The 16,963-nt window shown below is 66.2% G+C and carries 16 protein-coding genes; 5 read left to right on the top strand and 11 right to left on the bottom strand.

Going from position 1 to position 16,963, the window contains the following annotated elements; genetic code table 11:
• Nucleotides 1-91 precede the first annotated feature (91 nt).
• Both JQ586_RS35070 and JQ586_RS35065 read left to right on the top strand, forming a co-directional pair.
• The gene (locus JQ586_RS35070) at nucleotides 92-1,297 is read left to right on the top strand and encodes a radical SAM/SPASM domain-containing protein (protein WP_212399209.1); all 1,206 of its coding nucleotides are present in this window, start codon (nucleotides 92-94) and stop codon (nucleotides 1,295-1,297) included.
• Entirely contained in the window at nucleotides 1,294-1,512 is a 219-nt protein-coding gene (locus JQ586_RS35065; RefSeq protein ID WP_212399208.1) for a hypothetical protein, read from the top strand. Before JQ586_RS35070 ends, JQ586_RS35065 begins: the two co-directional genes overlap by 4 nt.
• Nucleotides 1,513-1,565: 53 nt before the next feature.
• Here the strand turns inward: JQ586_RS35065 and JQ586_RS35060 are convergent, their stop codons facing one another.
• From JQ586_RS35060 to JQ586_RS35045, 4 genes are all read right to left on the bottom strand, one after another.
• Nucleotides 1,566-2,285: an RraA family protein gene (locus tag JQ586_RS35060; RefSeq protein ID WP_212399207.1), complete on the bottom strand. Its 720-nt coding sequence runs from the start codon at nucleotides 2,283-2,285 to the stop codon at nucleotides 1,566-1,568.
• A gap of 271 nt (nucleotides 2,286-2,556) precedes the next feature.
• Nucleotides 2,557-3,435, bottom strand: coding sequence for a phosphatidylcholine/phosphatidylserine synthase (locus JQ586_RS35055; protein ID WP_212399206.1), 879 nt, complete (start codon nucleotides 3,433-3,435; stop codon nucleotides 2,557-2,559).
• 79 nt (nucleotides 3,436-3,514) lie between these two features.
• The gene (locus JQ586_RS35050; protein ID WP_212399205.1) at nucleotides 3,515-4,213 is read right to left on the bottom strand and encodes a phosphatidylserine decarboxylase; all 699 of its coding nucleotides are present in this window, start codon (nucleotides 4,211-4,213) and stop codon (nucleotides 3,515-3,517) included.
• A gap of 56 nt (nucleotides 4,214-4,269) precedes the next feature.
• On the bottom strand, nucleotides 4,270-6,255 hold the full coding sequence (locus JQ586_RS35045) for an ABC transporter ATP-binding protein/permease (protein WP_212399204.1): 1,986 nt from the start codon (nucleotides 6,253-6,255) through the stop codon (nucleotides 4,270-4,272).
• A 213-nt stretch (nucleotides 6,256-6,468) separates the two neighbouring features.
• Here JQ586_RS35045 and JQ586_RS35040 point away from each other — a divergent pair, with 213 nt between their 5' ends.
• Nucleotides 6,469-7,104, top strand: coding sequence for a TIGR00730 family Rossman fold protein (locus tag JQ586_RS35040; protein ID WP_212399203.1), 636 nt, complete (start codon nucleotides 6,469-6,471; stop codon nucleotides 7,102-7,104).
• Between the two features lie 3 nt (nucleotides 7,105-7,107).
• On the opposite strand, the gene JQ586_RS35035 is transcribed toward JQ586_RS35040, so the two are convergent.
• The 4 genes from JQ586_RS35035 to cysS are packed head-to-tail and all read right to left on the bottom strand — an operon-like array spanning nucleotide 7,108 to nucleotide 10,996.
• Complete coding sequence (locus JQ586_RS35035) at nucleotides 7,108-7,485, bottom strand: VOC family protein (protein WP_212399202.1); 378 nt, start codon at nucleotides 7,483-7,485, stop codon at nucleotides 7,108-7,110.
• Between the two features lie 12 nt (nucleotides 7,486-7,497).
• Complete coding sequence (cimA, locus tag JQ586_RS35030; protein WP_212399201.1) at nucleotides 7,498-9,096, bottom strand: citramalate synthase; 1,599 nt, start codon at nucleotides 9,094-9,096, stop codon at nucleotides 7,498-7,500.
• Complete coding sequence (locus JQ586_RS35025) at nucleotides 9,093-9,599, bottom strand: GNAT family N-acetyltransferase (protein WP_212399200.1); 507 nt, start codon at nucleotides 9,597-9,599, stop codon at nucleotides 9,093-9,095. The genes cimA and JQ586_RS35025 overlap by 4 nt, the downstream gene beginning before the upstream one ends.
• Nucleotides 9,596-10,996: a cysteine--tRNA ligase gene (cysS, locus tag JQ586_RS35020; protein WP_212399199.1), complete on the bottom strand. Its 1,401-nt coding sequence runs from the start codon at nucleotides 10,994-10,996 to the stop codon at nucleotides 9,596-9,598. Before cysS ends, JQ586_RS35025 begins: the two co-directional genes overlap by 4 nt.
• A 292-nt stretch (nucleotides 10,997-11,288) precedes the next feature.
• Between cysS and JQ586_RS35015 the strand changes: the two genes are divergently transcribed.
• Both JQ586_RS35015 and JQ586_RS35010 read left to right on the top strand, forming a co-directional pair.
• Nucleotides 11,289-11,597, top strand: a complete 309-nt coding sequence (locus JQ586_RS35015) for a hypothetical protein (RefSeq protein ID WP_212399198.1) — start codon at nucleotides 11,289-11,291, stop codon at nucleotides 11,595-11,597.
• 150 nt (nucleotides 11,598-11,747) lie between these two features.
• A complete protein-coding gene (locus JQ586_RS35010) occupies nucleotides 11,748-12,905 on the top strand; it encodes a DUF2865 domain-containing protein (RefSeq protein ID WP_212399197.1) in 1,158 nt (385 codons plus the stop codon).
• An 8-nt stretch (nucleotides 12,906-12,913) separates the two neighbouring features.
• Here the strand turns inward: JQ586_RS35010 and JQ586_RS35005 are convergent, their stop codons facing one another.
• The 3 genes from JQ586_RS35005 to JQ586_RS34995 form a co-directional block, all read right to left on the bottom strand.
• A complete protein-coding gene (locus JQ586_RS35005) occupies nucleotides 12,914-14,665 on the bottom strand; it encodes an NAD+ synthase (protein ID WP_212399196.1) in 1,752 nt (583 codons plus the stop codon).
• A 44-nt stretch (nucleotides 14,666-14,709) separates the two neighbouring features.
• Nucleotides 14,710-15,063: a diacylglycerol kinase gene (locus JQ586_RS35000; RefSeq protein WP_212399195.1), complete on the bottom strand. Its 354-nt coding sequence runs from the start codon at nucleotides 15,061-15,063 to the stop codon at nucleotides 14,710-14,712.
• Between the two features lie 81 nt (nucleotides 15,064-15,144).
• Complete coding sequence (locus tag JQ586_RS34995) at nucleotides 15,145-16,533, bottom strand: class II 3-deoxy-7-phosphoheptulonate synthase (RefSeq protein ID WP_212399194.1); 1,389 nt, start codon at nucleotides 16,531-16,533, stop codon at nucleotides 15,145-15,147.
• Nucleotides 16,534-16,963: the final 430 nt, after the last annotated feature.

The following is a 16,963-nucleotide window of genomic DNA, read 5'->3' as shown; positions in this document are numbered from 1 at the left end:
CGGCACGTCATCGGAGCGCGTCCTCCCTGTCGCTCCGGTGACGGCGGCTGCGCTTCGCTTGAAAACGCTGTGATTGCACAGGCCGCGGACCATGGATCAAGCACCCGACGACGTGCCGCGACGACGGCTCTCCCTCAGCGACCAGATCGGCTGCGTGCCGGTCTACGTGGTGTGGGAGCTGACGCTCGCCTGCAACCTGAAATGCATCCATTGCGGCTCGCGGGCCGGCCACAAGCGCGCGAAGGAATTGACCACGGACGAATGCATCGACGTCATCCGCCAGCTCGCCGGGCTCGGCACCCGCGAGATCTCGATCATCGGCGGCGAGGCCTTCATCCGCCGGGACTGGCTCATCATCATCCGCGCGATCCGCGATCACGGCATCGACTGCACGATGCAGACCGGCGGCTACAAGTTCTCCGGCGACATGATCCGCGCCGCCGCCGATGCCGGCCTGCTCGGCCTCGGCGTCTCGGTCGACGGGCTCGAGCCGCTGCACGACCGCCTGCGCGGCGTGAAGGGCTCGTACCGCGAGGCGCTGCGCGTGCTCGGCGAGTGCCGACGCGCCGGCCTGACCGCGAGCGTCAACACCCAGATCACATCGGCCGTGATGCGCGATCTCCCTGATGTGATGGAGGTCATCATCGATGCCGGCGCGAAATACTGGCAGGTGCAGCTGACGGTCGCGATGGGCAACGCGGTCGATCACGAGGACATCCTCCTGCAGCCCTACGACCTCGCGACCCTGATGCCGCTGCTGGCGGAGTTGCACCTGAAGGGGCGCGAGCGCGACCTGGTGCTGCTGCCCGGCAACAATGTCGGCTATTTCGGCCCCTACGACGTGCTGTGGCGCGGTCCGGACCGCGGCTACTACAGCGGCTGCCCGGCAGGGCAGAATGTGATCGGGCTCGAGGCCGACGGCACGGTGAAGGGCTGTCCGTCGCTTGCCACCGACCGCTACGGCGCCGGCGACGTGCGCAGCGCCTCGCTTGCCGATCTCTGGGCGACGCATCCGGCGCTGCAGTTCAACCGCGATCGCAGCACCAGCGATCTCTGGGGCTTCTGCCGCGACTGCTATTATGCCGAGGCGTGCCGCGGCGGCTGCACGTGGACATCGGATTCCCTGCTCGGCCGCCGCGGCAACAACCCCTATTGCCATCATCGCGTCCTGACGCTGGCCGAGCGCGGCCTGCGCGAACGCATCGTCAAGGTCGAGGACGCGCCGGCACGGCCTTTCGCCACCGGGCGCTTCGCGCTGGTCGAAGAGCCGTTACCGACGGGAGCCCTGCGCACATGACCATCGAGGGCAAGGTCGCGCCTGATCTCGTGCTGTGCCGCCAGTGCCTCCGCTACGTCTTCGGCGGCACGGCCATCTGCCCGCATTGCAGCTGCGATGCACGGCAGATCGGCGATCGCTACCGCGACGGCGGCTATCTCGCCATCGAGACCATGCAGAGGATCGACCGCCTGCGCGATGACGCCGCGCAGCGCCGGTCGCACGAGGGCACCTGAAACCGAACCCGACGCAGGTGCGAGCGAACTGGATACCGGTCGCGTGAATAGGCCTAGTGGATTTCGGCCGAGCGCTTCAGCGCCTCCTTCAGTTTCTCGAGCGAGAAATCCTTCGAGCGCGCGATCTCCAGGATCGGCGCTTCGCGGCGGCCGCAGAGCTCGGCCGCTTCGGGAAGCTTGGCCGCGACCTCGTAGGGGATCACGATGGCGCCGTGGCTGTCGGCGTGGATCAGGTCGTCGGAGCGCACCGTCATGCCGGCGACGCGGACCTCGCCACCAAAGCTCTCCGCGTGCACCCAGGCGTGCGACGGACCGATCGAGCCGGCCAGCGCCTGGAAGCCCGGCGCCCATTGCGGGGTGTCGCGGATCGAGCCGTCGGTGATGACGCCGAGGCAGCCAAGCGCCTTGTGCACATTGCTCTGCACCTCGCCCCAGAATGCGCCGTAGCCGACGTCGGGTCCGTCGATGTCCTGGATCACCGAGATGCGCGGCCCGAAGCCGGTGCCGACATATTCGTAGTATTCGATGCGGCGCTTCGACTGCTCCTCGGCCGACAGACCCGATTTCAGCACCGAGCGGATCGTCACCGTGCGGGCATAGCCGACGATCGGCGGCAGGGCCGGAAACGGGCAGACCAGCGGCTTCACCGTGTAGCCGATCAGCCGGCGTTCCGGCGCCACGATCTCCATCGCGTTGCAGATCGTCGGCGTGTCGTAGCGCGCCAACGCTTCGAGGACGGATGAAGGCAGCGGGGCGGGAGCGGATGTCGTCACGGCGTTTCTCTCCTGATTTTTGGCGTTCGCGGGCCGTCCTTCGGCTATAGCCGAGATCGGCCGCGAACCCAATGAGGGAACGCGAATGGCTGATATTTGGAGGACGCGAAACCACCCTCCCCGTCATTCGCGACAAATTGCAAAGCAATTTTGCGCTGATGCGACGAAGCAACCCTGCGGTCCGCATATGCGGAGACATGGATTGCTTCGCTTCGCTCGCAGCGACGTGCAGAGAGCGCGGGCTACTGAGCCCCCGGAGACCGCGGCAACCCTAGTTCAACCGCGACGGACGATTGTCCTGATCGGAGTTCATCACCTGCGGCTCGTAGGGTGAGGCGGCAGGCGGCGCTGACGGCGCCGCGGCATTCGCAGTCTGCGCAGCGAGGGCGCGCTCCTGGTCGCGATAGGACTTCCAGCCCCATGGCAGGCTGATCAGATAGAGGATCGAGCCGGCCGACAGGATATGCCAGGGGTAGCCGATCAACAATGCGACGAAGAACACCACCGAAACGAATACCGGCAGCACCATCTCCGGCGGCACGCGCATCTTGACCGTCTTGCCGGAGAACACCGGCAGGCGCGACACCATCAGGAATGCGATCAAGAGCGTATAGAACGCCGTCAGCGTCGCCGGCGGCATCGGCACGCCGAGGAAGGCGAGATAGATCGGCAGCAGCGCGGTCACCGCGCCGGCCGGCGCCGGCACGCCGGTGAAGTAGTTCGCGGCGAAGGCCGGCTTGTTCGGATCGTCGATCGAGGCGTTGAAACGCGCGAGCCGCAATCCGCCAGAGATCGCAAACACCATCGCGGCGATCCAGCCGCCATTGTTCAGCTCGTGGAGCTGCCAGAAATACAGGATCAGGCCGGGCGCGACGCCGAAATTGACGAAATCGGCCAGGCTGTCGAGCTCGGCGCCGAATTTCGACTGGCCCTTGATCATGCGCGCGACGCGCCCGTCGATGCCGTCGAGCACCGCGGCGAACACGATCGCGGCAACCGCAAGCTCCATCCGGCCTTCCGTGGACAGCCGGATCGCGGTCAGGCCGGCGCAGATCGCCAGCAGCGTGATCATGTTGGGCACCAGCATCCGCACCGGGATCGGGCGGAACCGCCGGCGGCGATACTCGAGCGAGTTGGGATCTGATGGCATCATGGCTTGCTAATATAGCAAGCGCAGCGCGGCTCCGCCATTGCAGCGGGAACCGGCAGAATAGCCTGAACAATCAGAGTTAATCGGCGCGGAACGTCCGCCCCGGATCGGCGCCGCGGAAGTCGGCCAGGATCGTCTCGCCGGCGATCGCCGTCTGCCCTTCGGAGACCAGCGCCTTGGTGCCTTCGGGAAGATAGACGTCGAGCCGCGAACCGAAGCGGATCAGGCCGAAACGTTCGCCGGCGCCGATCGACTGCCCCTCCTTGACGAAGCAGACGATGCGCCGTGCCACCAGGCCCGCGATCTGGATCACGCCGATCCGGCCGTTCGGCGTCGAGATCACCAGCGAATTGCGCTCATTGTCCTCGCTCGCCTTGTCGAGCTCGGCATTGATGAAGGCGCCGGGGCGATAGGCGATCCGGTCGATGCGGCCGGCCACCGGGCTGCGGTTTACATGACAATTGAACACGCTCATGAAGATCGAGACCCGCGGCAACGGCTTGTCGCCGAGGCCGAGCTCGGCCGGCGGCAGCGCCTGCACAACCATCGAGACGCGGCCATCGGCCGGCGACACCACGATGCCGTCGCGCACCGGCGTCACGCGGACAGGATTGCGGAAGAACAGCGCGCACCAGATGGTGAGCAGCGTTCCGATCCAGCCCAGCGGCGTCCAGATCCAGAACAGGATCAGGCTCGCCAGCGCGAAGCCTCCGATGAAGGGATAGCCCTCGGGGTGAACAGGCGGGATCTGCGCGCGGATGGAATTGGTGATCGACATCAATGCTCGCTTGCGGTTCCCCGCCCCGGCGGCGGGGGATCGGCGCCCTAATTCGACTATTCCGCGGCGGTCGGCAAGGACTTCTCGTCCGGTACCGTGGAATCCTGGGCCGGGTCGGTGACCGGCGGCGGCAGGCGGTTGGGCGCCTCGTCCTCGTCGTCGATCTGCGCCAGCCTTTCGCGGGCTGCCTCGGCCTCGCGCTGCCTGTTCCACATGCCGGCGTACAGCCCGTCCGCGGCCAGGAGACGCGCGTGGGTGCCGCGCTCGGCGATCCGCCCCTGATCCAGCACGATGATCTCGTCGGCGCCGACGATGGTCGACAGCCGATGCGCGATCACCAGCGAGGTGCGGTTGCGCGAGACCCGTTCCAGCGCGTCCTGGATCTCTGCCTCGGTGTGGCTGTCGAGCGCCGACGTGGCCTCGTCCAGCACCAGGATCGGCGGCGCCTTCAGGACCGTGCGCGCGATCGCAACGCGCTGCTTCTCGCCGCCGGACAGCTTCAGTCCGCGCTCACCGACCGGGGTCTCATAACCCTTCGGTGACATCCTGATGAAATTGTCGATCTGCGCCAGCCGCGCCGCCTCTTCCACCTCGGCATCGCTGGCGTTCCAGCGGCCATAGCGGATGTTGTAGCGAATGGTGTCGTTGAACAGCACGGTGTCCTGCGGCACCATGCCGATCGCAGCGCGCAATGATGCCTGCGTCACCGTCTTGATGTCCTGGCCGTCGATCAGGATGCGGCCGCCGGAAACGTCATAGAGCCGGAACAACAGCCGCGAGATCGTCGACTTGCCGGCACCGGAGGGACCGACGATCGCGACAGTCTTGCCGGCCGGCACCTCGAAGCTGAGGCCCTTGAGGATCGGCCGGTCGGCCTCGTAGGCGAAGCGAACATCCTCGAAACGGACACTGCCTGCGGACACGGCGAGCGGCGTTGCCCCCGGCAGATCCCTGACCTCCGGATCGCGTGCCAGTACCTCGAACATCTTCTCGATGTCGATCACCGCCTGCTTGATCTCGCGATAGACCATGCCCATGAAATTCAGGGGCACGTAAAGCTGGATCATCATGGAATTGATCAGCACGAAGTCGCCGACGGTATGGGTGCCGTTGCGGATGCCGAATGCGCACATCAACATGGTCGCGGTGAGGCCCGCGGTGAAGATGATCGCCTGCCCGGTGTTGAGCACCGCCAGCGATGTGTAGGTCCTCACACTGGCCTGTTCGTAACGCTCCATCGAGCGGTCGTAGCGATGTGCCTCGCGCTCCTCGGCGCCGAAATACTTCACCGTCTCGTAGTTGAGCAGCGAATCGATCGCCTTGGTGTTCGCCTCGGTATCCGAATCGTTCATCTTGCGGCGGATCTCGATCCGCCATTCGGTCGCGACGTAGGTGAAGTACATGAACACCACGACGGTCGCGAGCACCGCCAGCACGTAGCGCCAGTCGAACTGCCAGAGCAGCACCGCCGCCAGCAGGCCGACCTCGACGATGGTCGGAATGAGTTGCAGGATCACCATCCGCACGATGGTCTCGATCCCGCTCCGGCCGCGCTCGAGGACGCGGGTCAGGCCGCCGGTCTTGCGTTCCAGATGGAAGCGCAGCGACAGTTCGTGCATGTGCACGAAGGTGATGTAGGCGAGACGCCGCACCGCATGCATCGCGACGCGAGCGAAGATGCCGTCGCGCCATTGCGTCAGCACGGCCATGATGATGCGCACCGCGCCATAGCTGATCGTCATCAGCACCGGGGAGGCGATCAGCCACACCAGCCAGTTGGAGGATGCAACCGGCGCCGAGCCCGCGCCGTTCAGCGCGTCGACTGCCCATTTGAAGGTGAAGGGCACCGACAGCGTGGTGAGCTTCGCGAACAGCAGAAGCACCACCGACCAGACCACCCGCATCTTCAGATCGGCCCGATCGCCCGGCCAGATGTACGGCCAGAGATGAACCAGCGTGCCGATCAGCGTCGCCTTCTCGTCGGCCGGCGCGCCCGATACGGGCGGTTCGACCGCGGGGACGTGCGGCTGCGGGGGCGTCATCAGGCGCCTGCCCCTGCCAGGACGGCAACGGGGCCCGCCGTCACATCTTTTCCACGATTCGACATTGTGCCCGTCATATAGATCGTTTGAACACCGCGTACAGGCTTATGGCGAAAATTGTTGGCGATTCGCGGGAATTTACGGGATATTTCGACCCTCAATCCCCATATCGGAGTCTTGACCCATTTTGCGTTGCAGTGCCACAAAGACCGCATGAAACAAATCAAGACCGACCACATCAAAACCGACCGCATCAAGACCGTCTGCGTTTATTGCGGCTCCGGCGCCGGTAACAATCCCCGCTTCGTTGAGGCCGCTATCGCGCTCGGGAAGGCCTTTGCCGAGAACAATGTCCGGCTCGTCTATGGCGGCGGCTCGGTCGGCCTGATGGGCGCGGTCGCCAAATCGACGCTCGATCACGGCGGCTCGGTCACCGGCATCATCCCGGAATTCCTGCGCGCGCGCGAGAACGCGCTGACCAGGGTTCAGGAAATGATCGTCACGCCCGACATGCACGAGCGCAAGCGGCTGATGTTCGAGCGTTCCGACGCCTTCGTGGCACTGCCCGGCGGGATCGGCACGCTGGAGGAGCTGGTCGAGCAATTGACGTGGCAGCAACTCGGCCGGCACACCAAGCCGATCCTGCTCGCCAATATCGACAACTTCTGGGAGCCGCTGCTGTCGCTGCTGAGCCACATGCGCACCACCGAGTTCATCCGCGCGACGCTCCCGATCAACGTGCTGATGGCCGACCGCGTCGAGGACATCCTGCCGCGCCTCCGCTCCGCGGTGGCGCAGACGCCGGAGGGCGCGAAGGAGCTCGCGCCCGACGTGGCGCGGCGGCTGTAGGCCCTACTCGCTCGGAAACGTCACTGCCTCGATGCGGTTGCCGTCGGGATCGAGCACGAAGGCGGCATAGTAGCGCACGCGGTCGTGCGGTCGCAGGCCCGGCGCACCGTCGGAGCGGCCGCCTGACGCAAGCGCAGCCGCATGGAAGGCATCGATCTCGGCGGTAGTCCTGGCGCGCAGGCAGATGTGGGTGCCGCTCTCGTGCGGCACCGGCGTCATCCCGGCGCGCAGGTTGATCCAGAACTCCGGATAGGCCTTGCCGAATCCGATCGTCGCGGGGCGCGTGACGAGCCTGATCAGGCCGAGCGCGGCCAGCGCCGGCTCATAGAAGCGCGCCGAGCGCTCGAGATCGCTGACGCCGACGGAGACGTGGTCGATCATGGCACTCTCCTCTCATGTCGGCGCGCCCGACTTCACCAGCTTGTAGACCAGAGAATCCATCAGCGCCTGGAACGAGGCGTCGATGATGTTCGGGGAGACGCCGACCGTGGTCCAGCTCTCGCCGGTCTCGTCCTCGCTCTCGATCAGCACGCGCGTGACCGCCTCTGAGCCGCCATTGAGGATACGCACGCGGTAGTCGATCAGCTTCAGCCCGTCGATGTATTTCTGATACTTGCCGAGATCCTTGCGCAGCGCGACGTCGAGCGCGTTGACCGGGCCGTTGCCTTCGGCGGCAGAGATCAGCCGCTCGCCGGCGACGTCGACCTTCACCACAGCAAGCGCGACCGTGACGCGCTGGCCGTTGGCGTTGTAGCGCTGCTCGACATTGACGTCGAACTGCTCGACCTTGAAATATTCAGGAACCTTGCCGAGCGTACGGCGCGCCAGCAGCTCGAACGACGCGTTGGCGGACTCATAGGCAAAGCCCGTCGCCTCGCGCTCCTTCAATTCCTCGACGAGGCGCGTCAGCCGTGGGTCGCTCCTGTCATATGCGATGCCGGCGCGATCGAGCTCGGCCATGACATTGGAACGGCCGGCCTGGTCGGAGACCAGCACCTTGCGGTGATTGCCGACGGAGCCGGGCGATACGTGCTCGTAGGTCTGCGGATCCTTCAGCACCGCGGAGGCATGGATGCCGGTCTTGGTGACGAAGGCGCTCTCGCCGACGTAGGCCGCATGACGGTTCGGGGCGCGGTTCAGCATGTCGTCGAGCGTGCGCGAGACCTTCACCAGGGTCGCCATCTTCTCCGCCGTGACGCCGATCTCGAACCTGTCGGCGAATTCGCCCTTCAGCCGCAGGGTCGGGATCAGCGAGCAGAGATTGGCGTTGCCGCAGCGCTCGCCGAGCCCGTTCAGTGTGCCCTGGATCTGCCGCGCGCCCGCACGCACCGCGGCCAATGAATTCGCGACCGCCTGCTCGGTGTCGTTATGGGCATGGATGCCGACGTTCGCGCCGGGCACGTGCCTGACGACGTCTCCGACGATGGTCTCGACCTCATGCGGCATGGTGCCGCCATTGGTGTCGCACAGCACCACCCAACGCGCACCCGACTCATAGGCCGCCCTTGCGCAGGCCAGAGCGTAGTCGCGGTTTTCCTTGTAGCCGTCGAAGAAATGCTCGCAGTCGACCATCACCTCGCGTCCCAGCGCCCTGGCGGCCACGACGCTGTCGCGGATCGAGGCGAGGTTTTCCTCGTTGCTGGTCTCGAGCGCGACGCGGACCTGGTAGGCGGAGGATTTTGCGACGAAGCAGATCGCGTCGGCTTTCGCATCCAGGATGCCGGCGAGCCCGGGGTCGTTCGACGCCGAGCGGCCCGGACGGCGCGTCATGCCGAAGGCGGTGAAGCGCGCATGGTCGAAGGCAGGCCTGGTGCTGAAGAACTCGGTGTCGGTCGGGTTGGCGCCGGGATAGCCGCCCTCGACATAATCGATGCCGAGTTCGTCCAGCATCTTCGCGATCACCTGCTTGTCCTGCAGCGTGAAGTCGACGCCGTTGGTCTGCGCACCATCGCGCAGCGTGGTGTCGAACAGATAGAGGCGTTCGCGGCTCATGCGTGACCTCCCGGCGCAGCAGCGCCGTCCAGTGTCTTCTTCATCGTGGTGTTGGCGAGCCATTCATCGTTGATGGTCACCGAATTGCGCCGCTCGGCGGCATAGCCGCGCTTGCGGAAGAAATCGAGCGCTGTGTCGCTGGCATCGACCGTCAGCGCCTTGGCGCCGCGCGCGCCCGCGATCTTCTCCAGCGCATCGCACAGCGCGGCGCCGACGCCCTGCCCCGCCGCGCCCGGATGCACATAGAGCATGTCGATGTGATCGGTTCCCTTCAGCGAGGCGAACCCGACCGGCGAGCCCAGCAAGGATGCGATCAGGGTCAGCTGACCGGCAAGCCTCCTGCCGAAGGCATCCTCGTCATCGGCCGTCATCGCCCAGGCCTCCTGCTGCGCTTCACTGTAGTCGTCACTGGTGAGCTCGGTGATCGACGCAACGAAGATCGCAGCCAGCAGCGGGGCATCTTCCGGCAGATACGGGCGCAATGCGGGCGCGGAACGGCTCATCGCGCAACCTCCCAGGTGGTGCCCTGCTTGGAGTCCTTGATCACGACGCCCATGGCGGCGAGCACGTCGCGAATCCGATCGGACTCCTTGAAGTCCTTTCGCGCACGCGCGGCGGTGCGTTCGGCGAGCAGCGCTTCGACCGCATCGGCGTCGACGCCGCTTGCCGCCTGCTTGCGGTCCTTCCACGCGGCTGCGCTCTCCGACAGGAAGCCGAGCAGCCGCAGCGAGCCGGCGAATTCCTTGCGGGCCTGTTCGCTGACGGACGCGGCGTTGCGCAGGCCATGCAGCACGGCCATCGCCTGCGCGGTGTTGAGGTCGTCGTAGAGCGCTTCCACCAGCGCCGGCGACGGCGGGCCGGATTCGGCGTCGGCCGCGACGGCATACCAGTCGTCGAGCGTCCTGGCGGCCTCTTCCGCACTCTTCAGCGTCCAGTCGAGCGGCGAATGGTAGTGCGTCCTGAGCATGCTCAGCCGCAGCACCTCGCCCGGCCAGTCGTCCAGCATCTCCCGGATCGTGAAGAAGTTGCCGAGCGACTTCGACATCTTCTCGCTTTCGATCTGCAGGAAGCCGTTGTGCATCCAGACATTCGCCATGCGGTCGGAGTGGAACGCGCAGCAGGTCTGTGCGAGTTCGTTCTCATGGTGGGGAAACACCAGGTCGATGCCGCCGCCATGGATGTCGAACCTCTCGCCGAGATGCTTCCAGGCCATCGCGGAGCACTCGATGTGCCAGCCGGGACGGCCCTCGACCGTGATGCCCGCCGGCGACGGCCATGACGGCTCGCCCGGCTTCGACGGCTTCCACAGCACGAAGTCGGTGTTGTCGCGCTTGTAGGGCGCAACATCGACGCGGGCGCCGGCGATCATCTCGTCCAGCGTGCGTTTCGACAGCGAGCCGTAACGCGGCAGCACCGAATTGGCCGCGTTCATCGCCTGCGGCGAGAACAGCACGTGATCCTCGGCGACATAGGCAAAGCCGCCGGCGACCAGTCTCTCGATGATCGCGCGCATCTCCGGGATATGCTCGGTCGCGCGCGGCTGCACGGTCGGCGGCAAGCAGCCGAGCGCCGTGACGTCGTCCTGGTACTGCCGGTAGGTCAGCTCCGTGACCTTGCGGATCGCCTCGTTGAGCGGCACGCCGGGATAGTCCCGCGCGGCGCGGACGTTGATCTTGTCGTCGACGTCGGTGACGTTGCGGACATAGGTCACGTGGTCAGCGCCATAGCGATGGCGCAGCACGCGGAACAGGACGTCGAACACAACGGCCGCCCGGCCGTTGCCGATATGGGCGAAGTCGTAGACGGTCGGTCCGCAGGCATACATGCGGACGTTATCGGCATCGAGCGGCACGAAGGGCCGCTTCTCCCGGGTCAACGTATCGTAAAGGCGCAATTCCATGGATACCCATCCCTTGCGGCCGGGCGTCCGATGATCTCAGGGTGATTGAGAAAAGACGGCCTCAGCCAGCGAATCGCTAGCTCATAATCTCGCGGCAAATGCTGCAGATGGCGAGGTGGCCGTTCATGGTTCCACCTCTCTCATGGGCCCTTGATCGCGTCAAGGGGCTGCTGCGGGCCGCTTTTGTGGCTTCTCGAGCCGCAAGATCGCGCCAAGTCCCTTATAGTTAATCATTATTAAGGATCTTGGCGTATCCGATGGCCGCGGATTCCCCCGGTTTCATCGGTGCACCATGCGGCTCATTTCAGCATTGATTGCCTGTACGTCCCTCCTCGCTGGCTCGGCTGCGTCCGCCGACAGCCGTGTGTTCATCATCGCCAACCAGGCCGACGGCTACGGCATCGACCAGTGCCTGGCACGCGGCGACAAGTGCGGCGCCTCCGCTGCGCGGGCCTATTGCCAGTCACGCGATTTTGCACAGGCCACCAATTACCGCCGCGTCGATCCCGACGAGATCACGGGCGCCGTTCCGCATGCCGCGCACGAAAAATGCCGAGGAAACGGCTGCGGCGACTACGTCGCCATCACCTGCCAGCGCTAAATCCGGCCCAAGCGGCTGGCCGGACCGGGCTTTTTGCCACATCGGCGCCCCGGAAACGACGTGACGCTGCCCCGAGAAACGGTTAATGCAGGCGGCTTGGCCGCGCGCTTTGGCGTTCACCGCCGCGCGGCGCCCCTTCAATGGCCGGATATGCCCGATACGTCCCGTCTTCGCTCCTTCCGATGGCTCTTGAGCTGCGCCCTGCTTGCCGGCATTGCGCTGCCCGCCAGCAGCGCCTTCGCGCAGAATCCTGGCCCGCCCGGGCCGCCGCCGCAGGCCGCGCCAGCGAATCCGACGTGCTCCCGGCTCGAAGGACAATTGGCCACCATCGACCGTGGCGGTGGCACCGGCGATCCCGCCCGCGACGAGCAGGCCCGCCGCTACCAGGACGCCGCCGCCAAGCAGCAGTCCGAGCTCGACCGGGTCACCTCGCAGGCCCGCCGGATGGGCTGCGACAGCTCCGGCTTCTTCTCGCTGTTCAACAACAATTCGGCGCAGTGCGGACCGGTCAACAACCAGATCCAGCAGATGCGCGCCAATCTCGACCAGATGACCGCCAACCTTGAGCGGCTGCGCTCCGGCGGTCTGGGCGGCGCCGACCGCGAGAACCAGCGCCGCTCGGTGTTGACCGCGCTCGCGCAGAACAATTGCGGCCCGCAATATGCGGCGGCGGCAGCGCGCGGCCCGGGCAACTTCCTCGAGAACCTGTTTGGTGGCGGCGGCAACGGCACCGCCGAGCAATTGCCCCCGCCCGGCGCCGAATATGGCGCGCCGTCCGGCACCTATCGCACCGTCTGCGTCCGCACCTGCGACGGGGCCTATTTCCCGGTCTCGTTCGCGACCGTGCAGGCGCGCTTTGCCGATGACGAGCGGATCTGCAAGGCGCAGTGCCCCGCCGCGGAAGCCAGCCTGTTCGCCTATCGCAATCCCGGCGAGGACATCAACCAGGCGGTGTCGATCAGCGGCCAGCCCTACACCTCGCTGTCGAACGCGTTCAAATACCGCACCGAGTTCAACCCGTCCTGCTCCTGCAGGGCGGCGGGACAGAGTTGGGCGGATGCGCTGAAGGCTGTCGACGACAAGACCGCCGTCGAGCAGCAGGGCGACATCGTCGTCACCGAAGAGAGCGCCAAGAAGATGCAGCAGCGCGCCCAGCAGCAGGGGACAAAGCCCGTCGCCGGCAAGAAGGGCGCGCCCGCCGCCGCGCAGCCACCCGCAACAGCCGACACGGCCCCCGCAGCCGCGCCGTCGAGCGACGGCCAGATCCGCACCGTCGGGCCGACCTTCATTCCGCCGAAGCAGCAGTAAGCGCAAGGTCAGCCTTCGAACGCCTCCGCCGATGCCCGGCTGGTGCGCGTCACCAGCTTCTCGTCCGGCGCGGGCAGCGCCTTGCCGGGGTCGCGGAAGCGGTTGGTGATGGGATAGCGGCGATCGCGGCCAAAGTTCTTTTGCGTGACCTTGACCCCGGGCGCGGCCTGCCTGCGCTTGTATTCGGCGATGTTGAGCAGGCGGTCGATGCGCATCACCACGTCGCGGTCGAAGCCCGCGGCAACGATATCGGCCAGCGGTTCCTCGCGCTCGACCAGGCGTTCGAGGATCGCATCCAGCATGTCGTAGGGCGGCAGCGAATCCTGGTCGGTCTGGTTCTCCCGCAACTCCGCGGTCGGCGGCCGCGTGATGATGTTGACCGGGATCACCTCGCCCGACGGTCCGAGCGCCCCGTCCGGCTTCCAGGAATTGCGCAGGCTCGACAGCCGGAACACCTCGGTCTTGTAGATGTCCTTGATCGGGTTGAAGCCGCCGTTCATGTCGCCGTAGAGCGTGGCGTAGCCGACCGACATTTCCGACTTGTTGCCCGTGGTCACCACCATCGCGCCGGTCTTGTTCGATATCGCCATCAGCAGCGTGCCGCGGGCGCGCGCCTGCAAATTCTCTTCCGTGATGTCGCGCTCCAGCCCTTTGAAGACCGGCGCAAGAATGGCCTCGAAGCCGTTCACGGCATCCGCGATCGGCAGCACCTCGTAGCGGATGCCGATCGCTTTCGCGAGCCTGGCCGCGTCGTCGAGCGACACCTGCGCGGTGTAGCGGAACGGCAGCATCACGCCGCGCACCTTGTCGGCGCCGAGCGCGTCGACCGCGATCGCCGCGCACAGCGCGGAATCGATGCCGCCGGAGACGCCGAGCAGCACGCCCGGAAAACCGTTCTTGCGGACATAGTCGCGCAGGCCCAGCACGCAGGCCGCATAATCCGCCTTGTCGCCCTCGACCAGCGGCGCGGCCGGCCCGTTGCAGCGCCAGCCATCTGCGGTCTTTTGCCACGACAGCGTCGTGACATGCTCCTCGAACGCCGGAAGCTGCGCCGCCACGGACAGATCGGCGTTCAGCGCAAACGAGGCGCCGTCGAAGATCAGTTCGTCCTGGCCGCCGACCTCGTTGAGATAGATCAGCGGCAGCCCGCTCTCGGTGACGCGCGCCACCACGATGGACAGCCTGAGATCGGTCTTGTCACGCGCATAGGGCGAGCCGTTCGGCACGATCAGGATCTCCGCGCCGCTCTCGGCCAGGGTTTCGACGATGTTCTCGTACTCTTCGGATTCCTCGAGCCAGATGTCCTCGCAGATGGGAACACCGACCCGCACGCCGCGCACCGACACCGGGCCCGACGCCGGACCGCGCGCGAACAGGCGCTTCTCGTCGAACACGCCGTAGTTCGGCAGGTTTGCCTTGAAGCGCAGCGCCGCGATGCGGCCCTCGTCGAGCAGCGCGCAGGCGTTATAGAGCTTGCCGTCCTCGACCCAGGGTGTGCCGATCAACATCGCCGGACCGCCGTCGGCAGTCTCCCGCGCCAGCTCCTCGATCGCGCCCCGGCAGGCCGACTGGAACGCCGGCTTGAGCACCAGATCCTCCGGCGGATAGCCGGCGATGAACAGTTCCGAGAGCACCACGAGATCGGCGCCGTCGGCCTTCGCCCGCTCGCGCGCCGCGCGCGCCTTCGCTGCGTTGCCGGTGACGTCACCGACCGTCGGATTGAGTTGCGCCAGGGTGATCTTGATCTGTTGTTCGCTCATACTCTTAAGTTGTCCTGCACAAGAGCAAACTTCAATCCGCCGGATCAGAACGCGCCCATGCGCTCAGCGAGGGCGAACAGCCAGAACAGCCCGGCCATGACCAGCGCGACGCCGACCGCGGCCGAGCCCATGTCCTTGACCCGCCCGATCTGCGGATCATGATCGGTGGTCAGGCGATCGGCGAGCTTCTCGATCGCGGTGTTGAGCAGCTCGATCACCAGGACCAGCACGACGGTCGCGACCAGCTCGACCCGGCGCATCATGCTGGCGCCGACCAGCCAGGCCAGCGGCAGCGAGAGCGCGAGCGCCACGACCTCCTCGCGGATAGCCTGCTCCGAGCGGATGGCGAATGCCAGCCCGTTGCGCGAGTTGATGGTGGCTCGCCAGAACCTCAGCAAGTCACGCCCCCCAAGTCATCGGTCCAAGTCATCGGTCCAAGTCATCGGTCCAAGTCATCGGCCCAAGTCATTTGCCCCAAATCACAATCCCGCAGCCACCGGCATCGGCTTGGCCTTGCCCGCGCGCTCCTGCTTGAGCAGCTCGGCGATCAGGAAGGCCATGTCGATCGACTGTTCGGCATTGAGGCGGGGATCGCAGGCCGTGTGGTAGCGGTCGTTGAGGTCCTCGTCGGTGATGGCGCGCGCCCCGCCGATGCATTCGGTGACGTCCTGCCCGGTCATCTCCAGATGCACGCCGCCGGCATGGGTGCCCTCGGCGGCATGGACCTGGAAGAACGACTTCACCTCCGACAGCACCCGGTCGAACGGACGCGTCTTGTAGCCCGAGGTCGAGGTGATGGTGTTGCCGTGCATCGGATCGCACGACCACACCACCTTGCGCCCTTCCCGCTCGACGGCGCGGATCATGCCCGGCAGATGGTCGCCGACCTTGTCGGCGCCGAAGCGGTTGATCAGCGTCAGCCGGCCGGGCTCGTTGTCCGGGCTCAGCACGTCGATCAGCTTGAGCAGTTCGTCCGGCTTCAGCGACGGGCCGCATTTCAGGCCGATCGGGTTCTTGATGCCGCGGAAATATTCGACATGGCCGTGGTCGAGCTGGCGGGTGCGATCGCCGATCCAGATCATGTGGCCCGAGGTCGCGTACCAGTCGCCGGTCGTGGAATCGACCCGCGTCATCGCCTGCTCGTAGCCGAGCAGCAGCGCCTCGTGGCTGGTGTAGAAGTCGGTGGCGCGCAGCTCGGGATGGCTCTCGAGGTCGAGGCCGCAGGCGCGCATGAAGTTCAGCGCATCGGAGATACGGTCGGCCAGCTCCTTGTAGCGGCGGGACTGTGGCGAGTCCTTGAGGAAGCCGAGCATCCACTGATGCACGCTGCCGAGATTGGCAAAGCCGCCGGTGGCGAAGGCGCGCAGCAGGTTCAGCGTCGCCGCCGATTGCCGGTAGGCCATCAATTGCCGCTGCGGATCGGGCGCGCGTGCCTCCGCGGTGAAGGCGACGTCGTTGACGATGTCGCCGCGATAGCTCGGCAGCTCGACGCCGTTCTGCTTCTCGGTGGGCGACGAGCGCGGCTTGGCGAACTGGCCCGCGATGCGGCCGACCTTCACCACCGGCAGCGCGCCGGCATAGGTCAGCACGACAGCCATCTGCAGCAGCACGCGGAAGAAGTCGCGGATGTTGTTGGCGCCGTGCTCGGCGAAGCTTTCGGCGCAATCGCCGCCCTGGAGCAGGAAGGCCTCGCCCGCGGCGACGCGCCCGAGCGAGCGCTTCAGGCTGCGGGCCTCGCCGGCGAACACCAGCGGCGGAAAGGTCGCAAGCTGGGCCTCGACATCGGCGAGCGCCTTGGCATCGGGATAGTCGGGCACCTGCAGGATCGGCTTGGCGCGCCAGCTATCGGGTGTCCACCGCTCGGACATGACGTCAACTCCTGAGCAAAAACCGTAACTTATCGACGGTCGAGGAAAGGCCCGCGTTATACACAGCCTCCCCACCCCCCGCCAGAAGGATTCCAGCCATTTCGTCAGGCTCTTGCGGGAACGGCCGGATTCGCATTCGCCGAGCATAGCATGGATGCCCGGGGGAGTGCCGTGGCCGGGGCCGCGCCGGACGGCGTTTTTGGCGACCACGGTCGTACCGGCCGCCGACGGCTACTCGCTCGCGGCGCCCCCGTTCCTGCATCGCGGCGCGCGCCTACGCGCGATCTGTTGGCGCGCAATGACTGAGGACACACATTCTCGCCCTCGCGACATGATCTGTCCGAGTCTTGCCCTTCGTTTCGCCGCTCTGTGAGCAGAGGGCGCAGGGAAAGCCGGGTGCCGATCGCACCCATGGGCCCCGTGCAAGATA

It is taken from the genome of Bradyrhizobium jicamae (assembly GCF_018130215.1).
Classification (GTDB): Bacteria; Pseudomonadota; Alphaproteobacteria; order Rhizobiales; family Xanthobacteraceae; genus Bradyrhizobium; species Bradyrhizobium jicamae_A.
Note: the sequence above shows the minus strand (reverse complement) of the source record. Positions and strands in the feature narration are given on the sequence as shown.

Coding starts and splice junctions, on each gene's coding strand:
- JQ586_RS35055 (WP_212399206.1), bottom strand. CDS start 3,435: ATGCCATCAGATCCCAACTCGCTCGAGTATCGCCGCCGGCGGTTCCGC.
- JQ586_RS35045 (WP_212399204.1), bottom strand. CDS start 6,255: ATGACGCCCCCGCAGCCGCACGTCCCCGCGGTCGAACCGCCCGTATCG.
- JQ586_RS34995 (WP_212399194.1), bottom strand. CDS start 16,533: ATGTCCGAGCGGTGGACACCCGATAGCTGGCGCGCCAAGCCGATCCTG.
- JQ586_RS35065 (WP_212399208.1), top strand. CDS start 1,294: ATGACCATCGAGGGCAAGGTCGCGCCTGATCTCGTGCTGTGCCGCCAG.
- JQ586_RS35070 (WP_212399209.1), top strand. CDS start 92: ATGGATCAAGCACCCGACGACGTGCCGCGACGACGGCTCTCCCTCAGC.
- JQ586_RS35025 (WP_212399200.1), bottom strand. CDS start 9,599: ATGAGCCGTTCCGCGCCCGCATTGCGCCCGTATCTGCCGGAAGATGCC.
- cimA (WP_212399201.1), bottom strand. CDS start 9,096: ATGAGCCGCGAACGCCTCTATCTGTTCGACACCACGCTGCGCGATGGT.
- JQ586_RS35015 (WP_212399198.1), top strand. CDS start 11,289: ATGCGGCTCATTTCAGCATTGATTGCCTGTACGTCCCTCCTCGCTGGC.
- JQ586_RS35035 (WP_212399202.1), bottom strand. CDS start 7,485: ATGATCGACCACGTCTCCGTCGGCGTCAGCGATCTCGAGCGCTCGGCG.
- JQ586_RS35050 (WP_212399205.1), bottom strand. CDS start 4,213: ATGTCGATCACCAATTCCATCCGCGCGCAGATCCCGCCTGTTCACCCC.
- JQ586_RS35010 (WP_212399197.1), top strand. CDS start 11,748: ATGCCCGATACGTCCCGTCTTCGCTCCTTCCGATGGCTCTTGAGCTGC.
- JQ586_RS35005 (WP_212399196.1), bottom strand. CDS start 14,665: ATGAGCGAACAACAGATCAAGATCACCCTGGCGCAACTCAATCCGACG.
- cysS (WP_212399199.1), bottom strand. CDS start 10,996: ATGGAATTGCGCCTTTACGATACGTTGACCCGGGAGAAGCGGCCCTTC.
- JQ586_RS35040 (WP_212399203.1), top strand. CDS start 6,469: ATGAAACAAATCAAGACCGACCACATCAAAACCGACCGCATCAAGACC.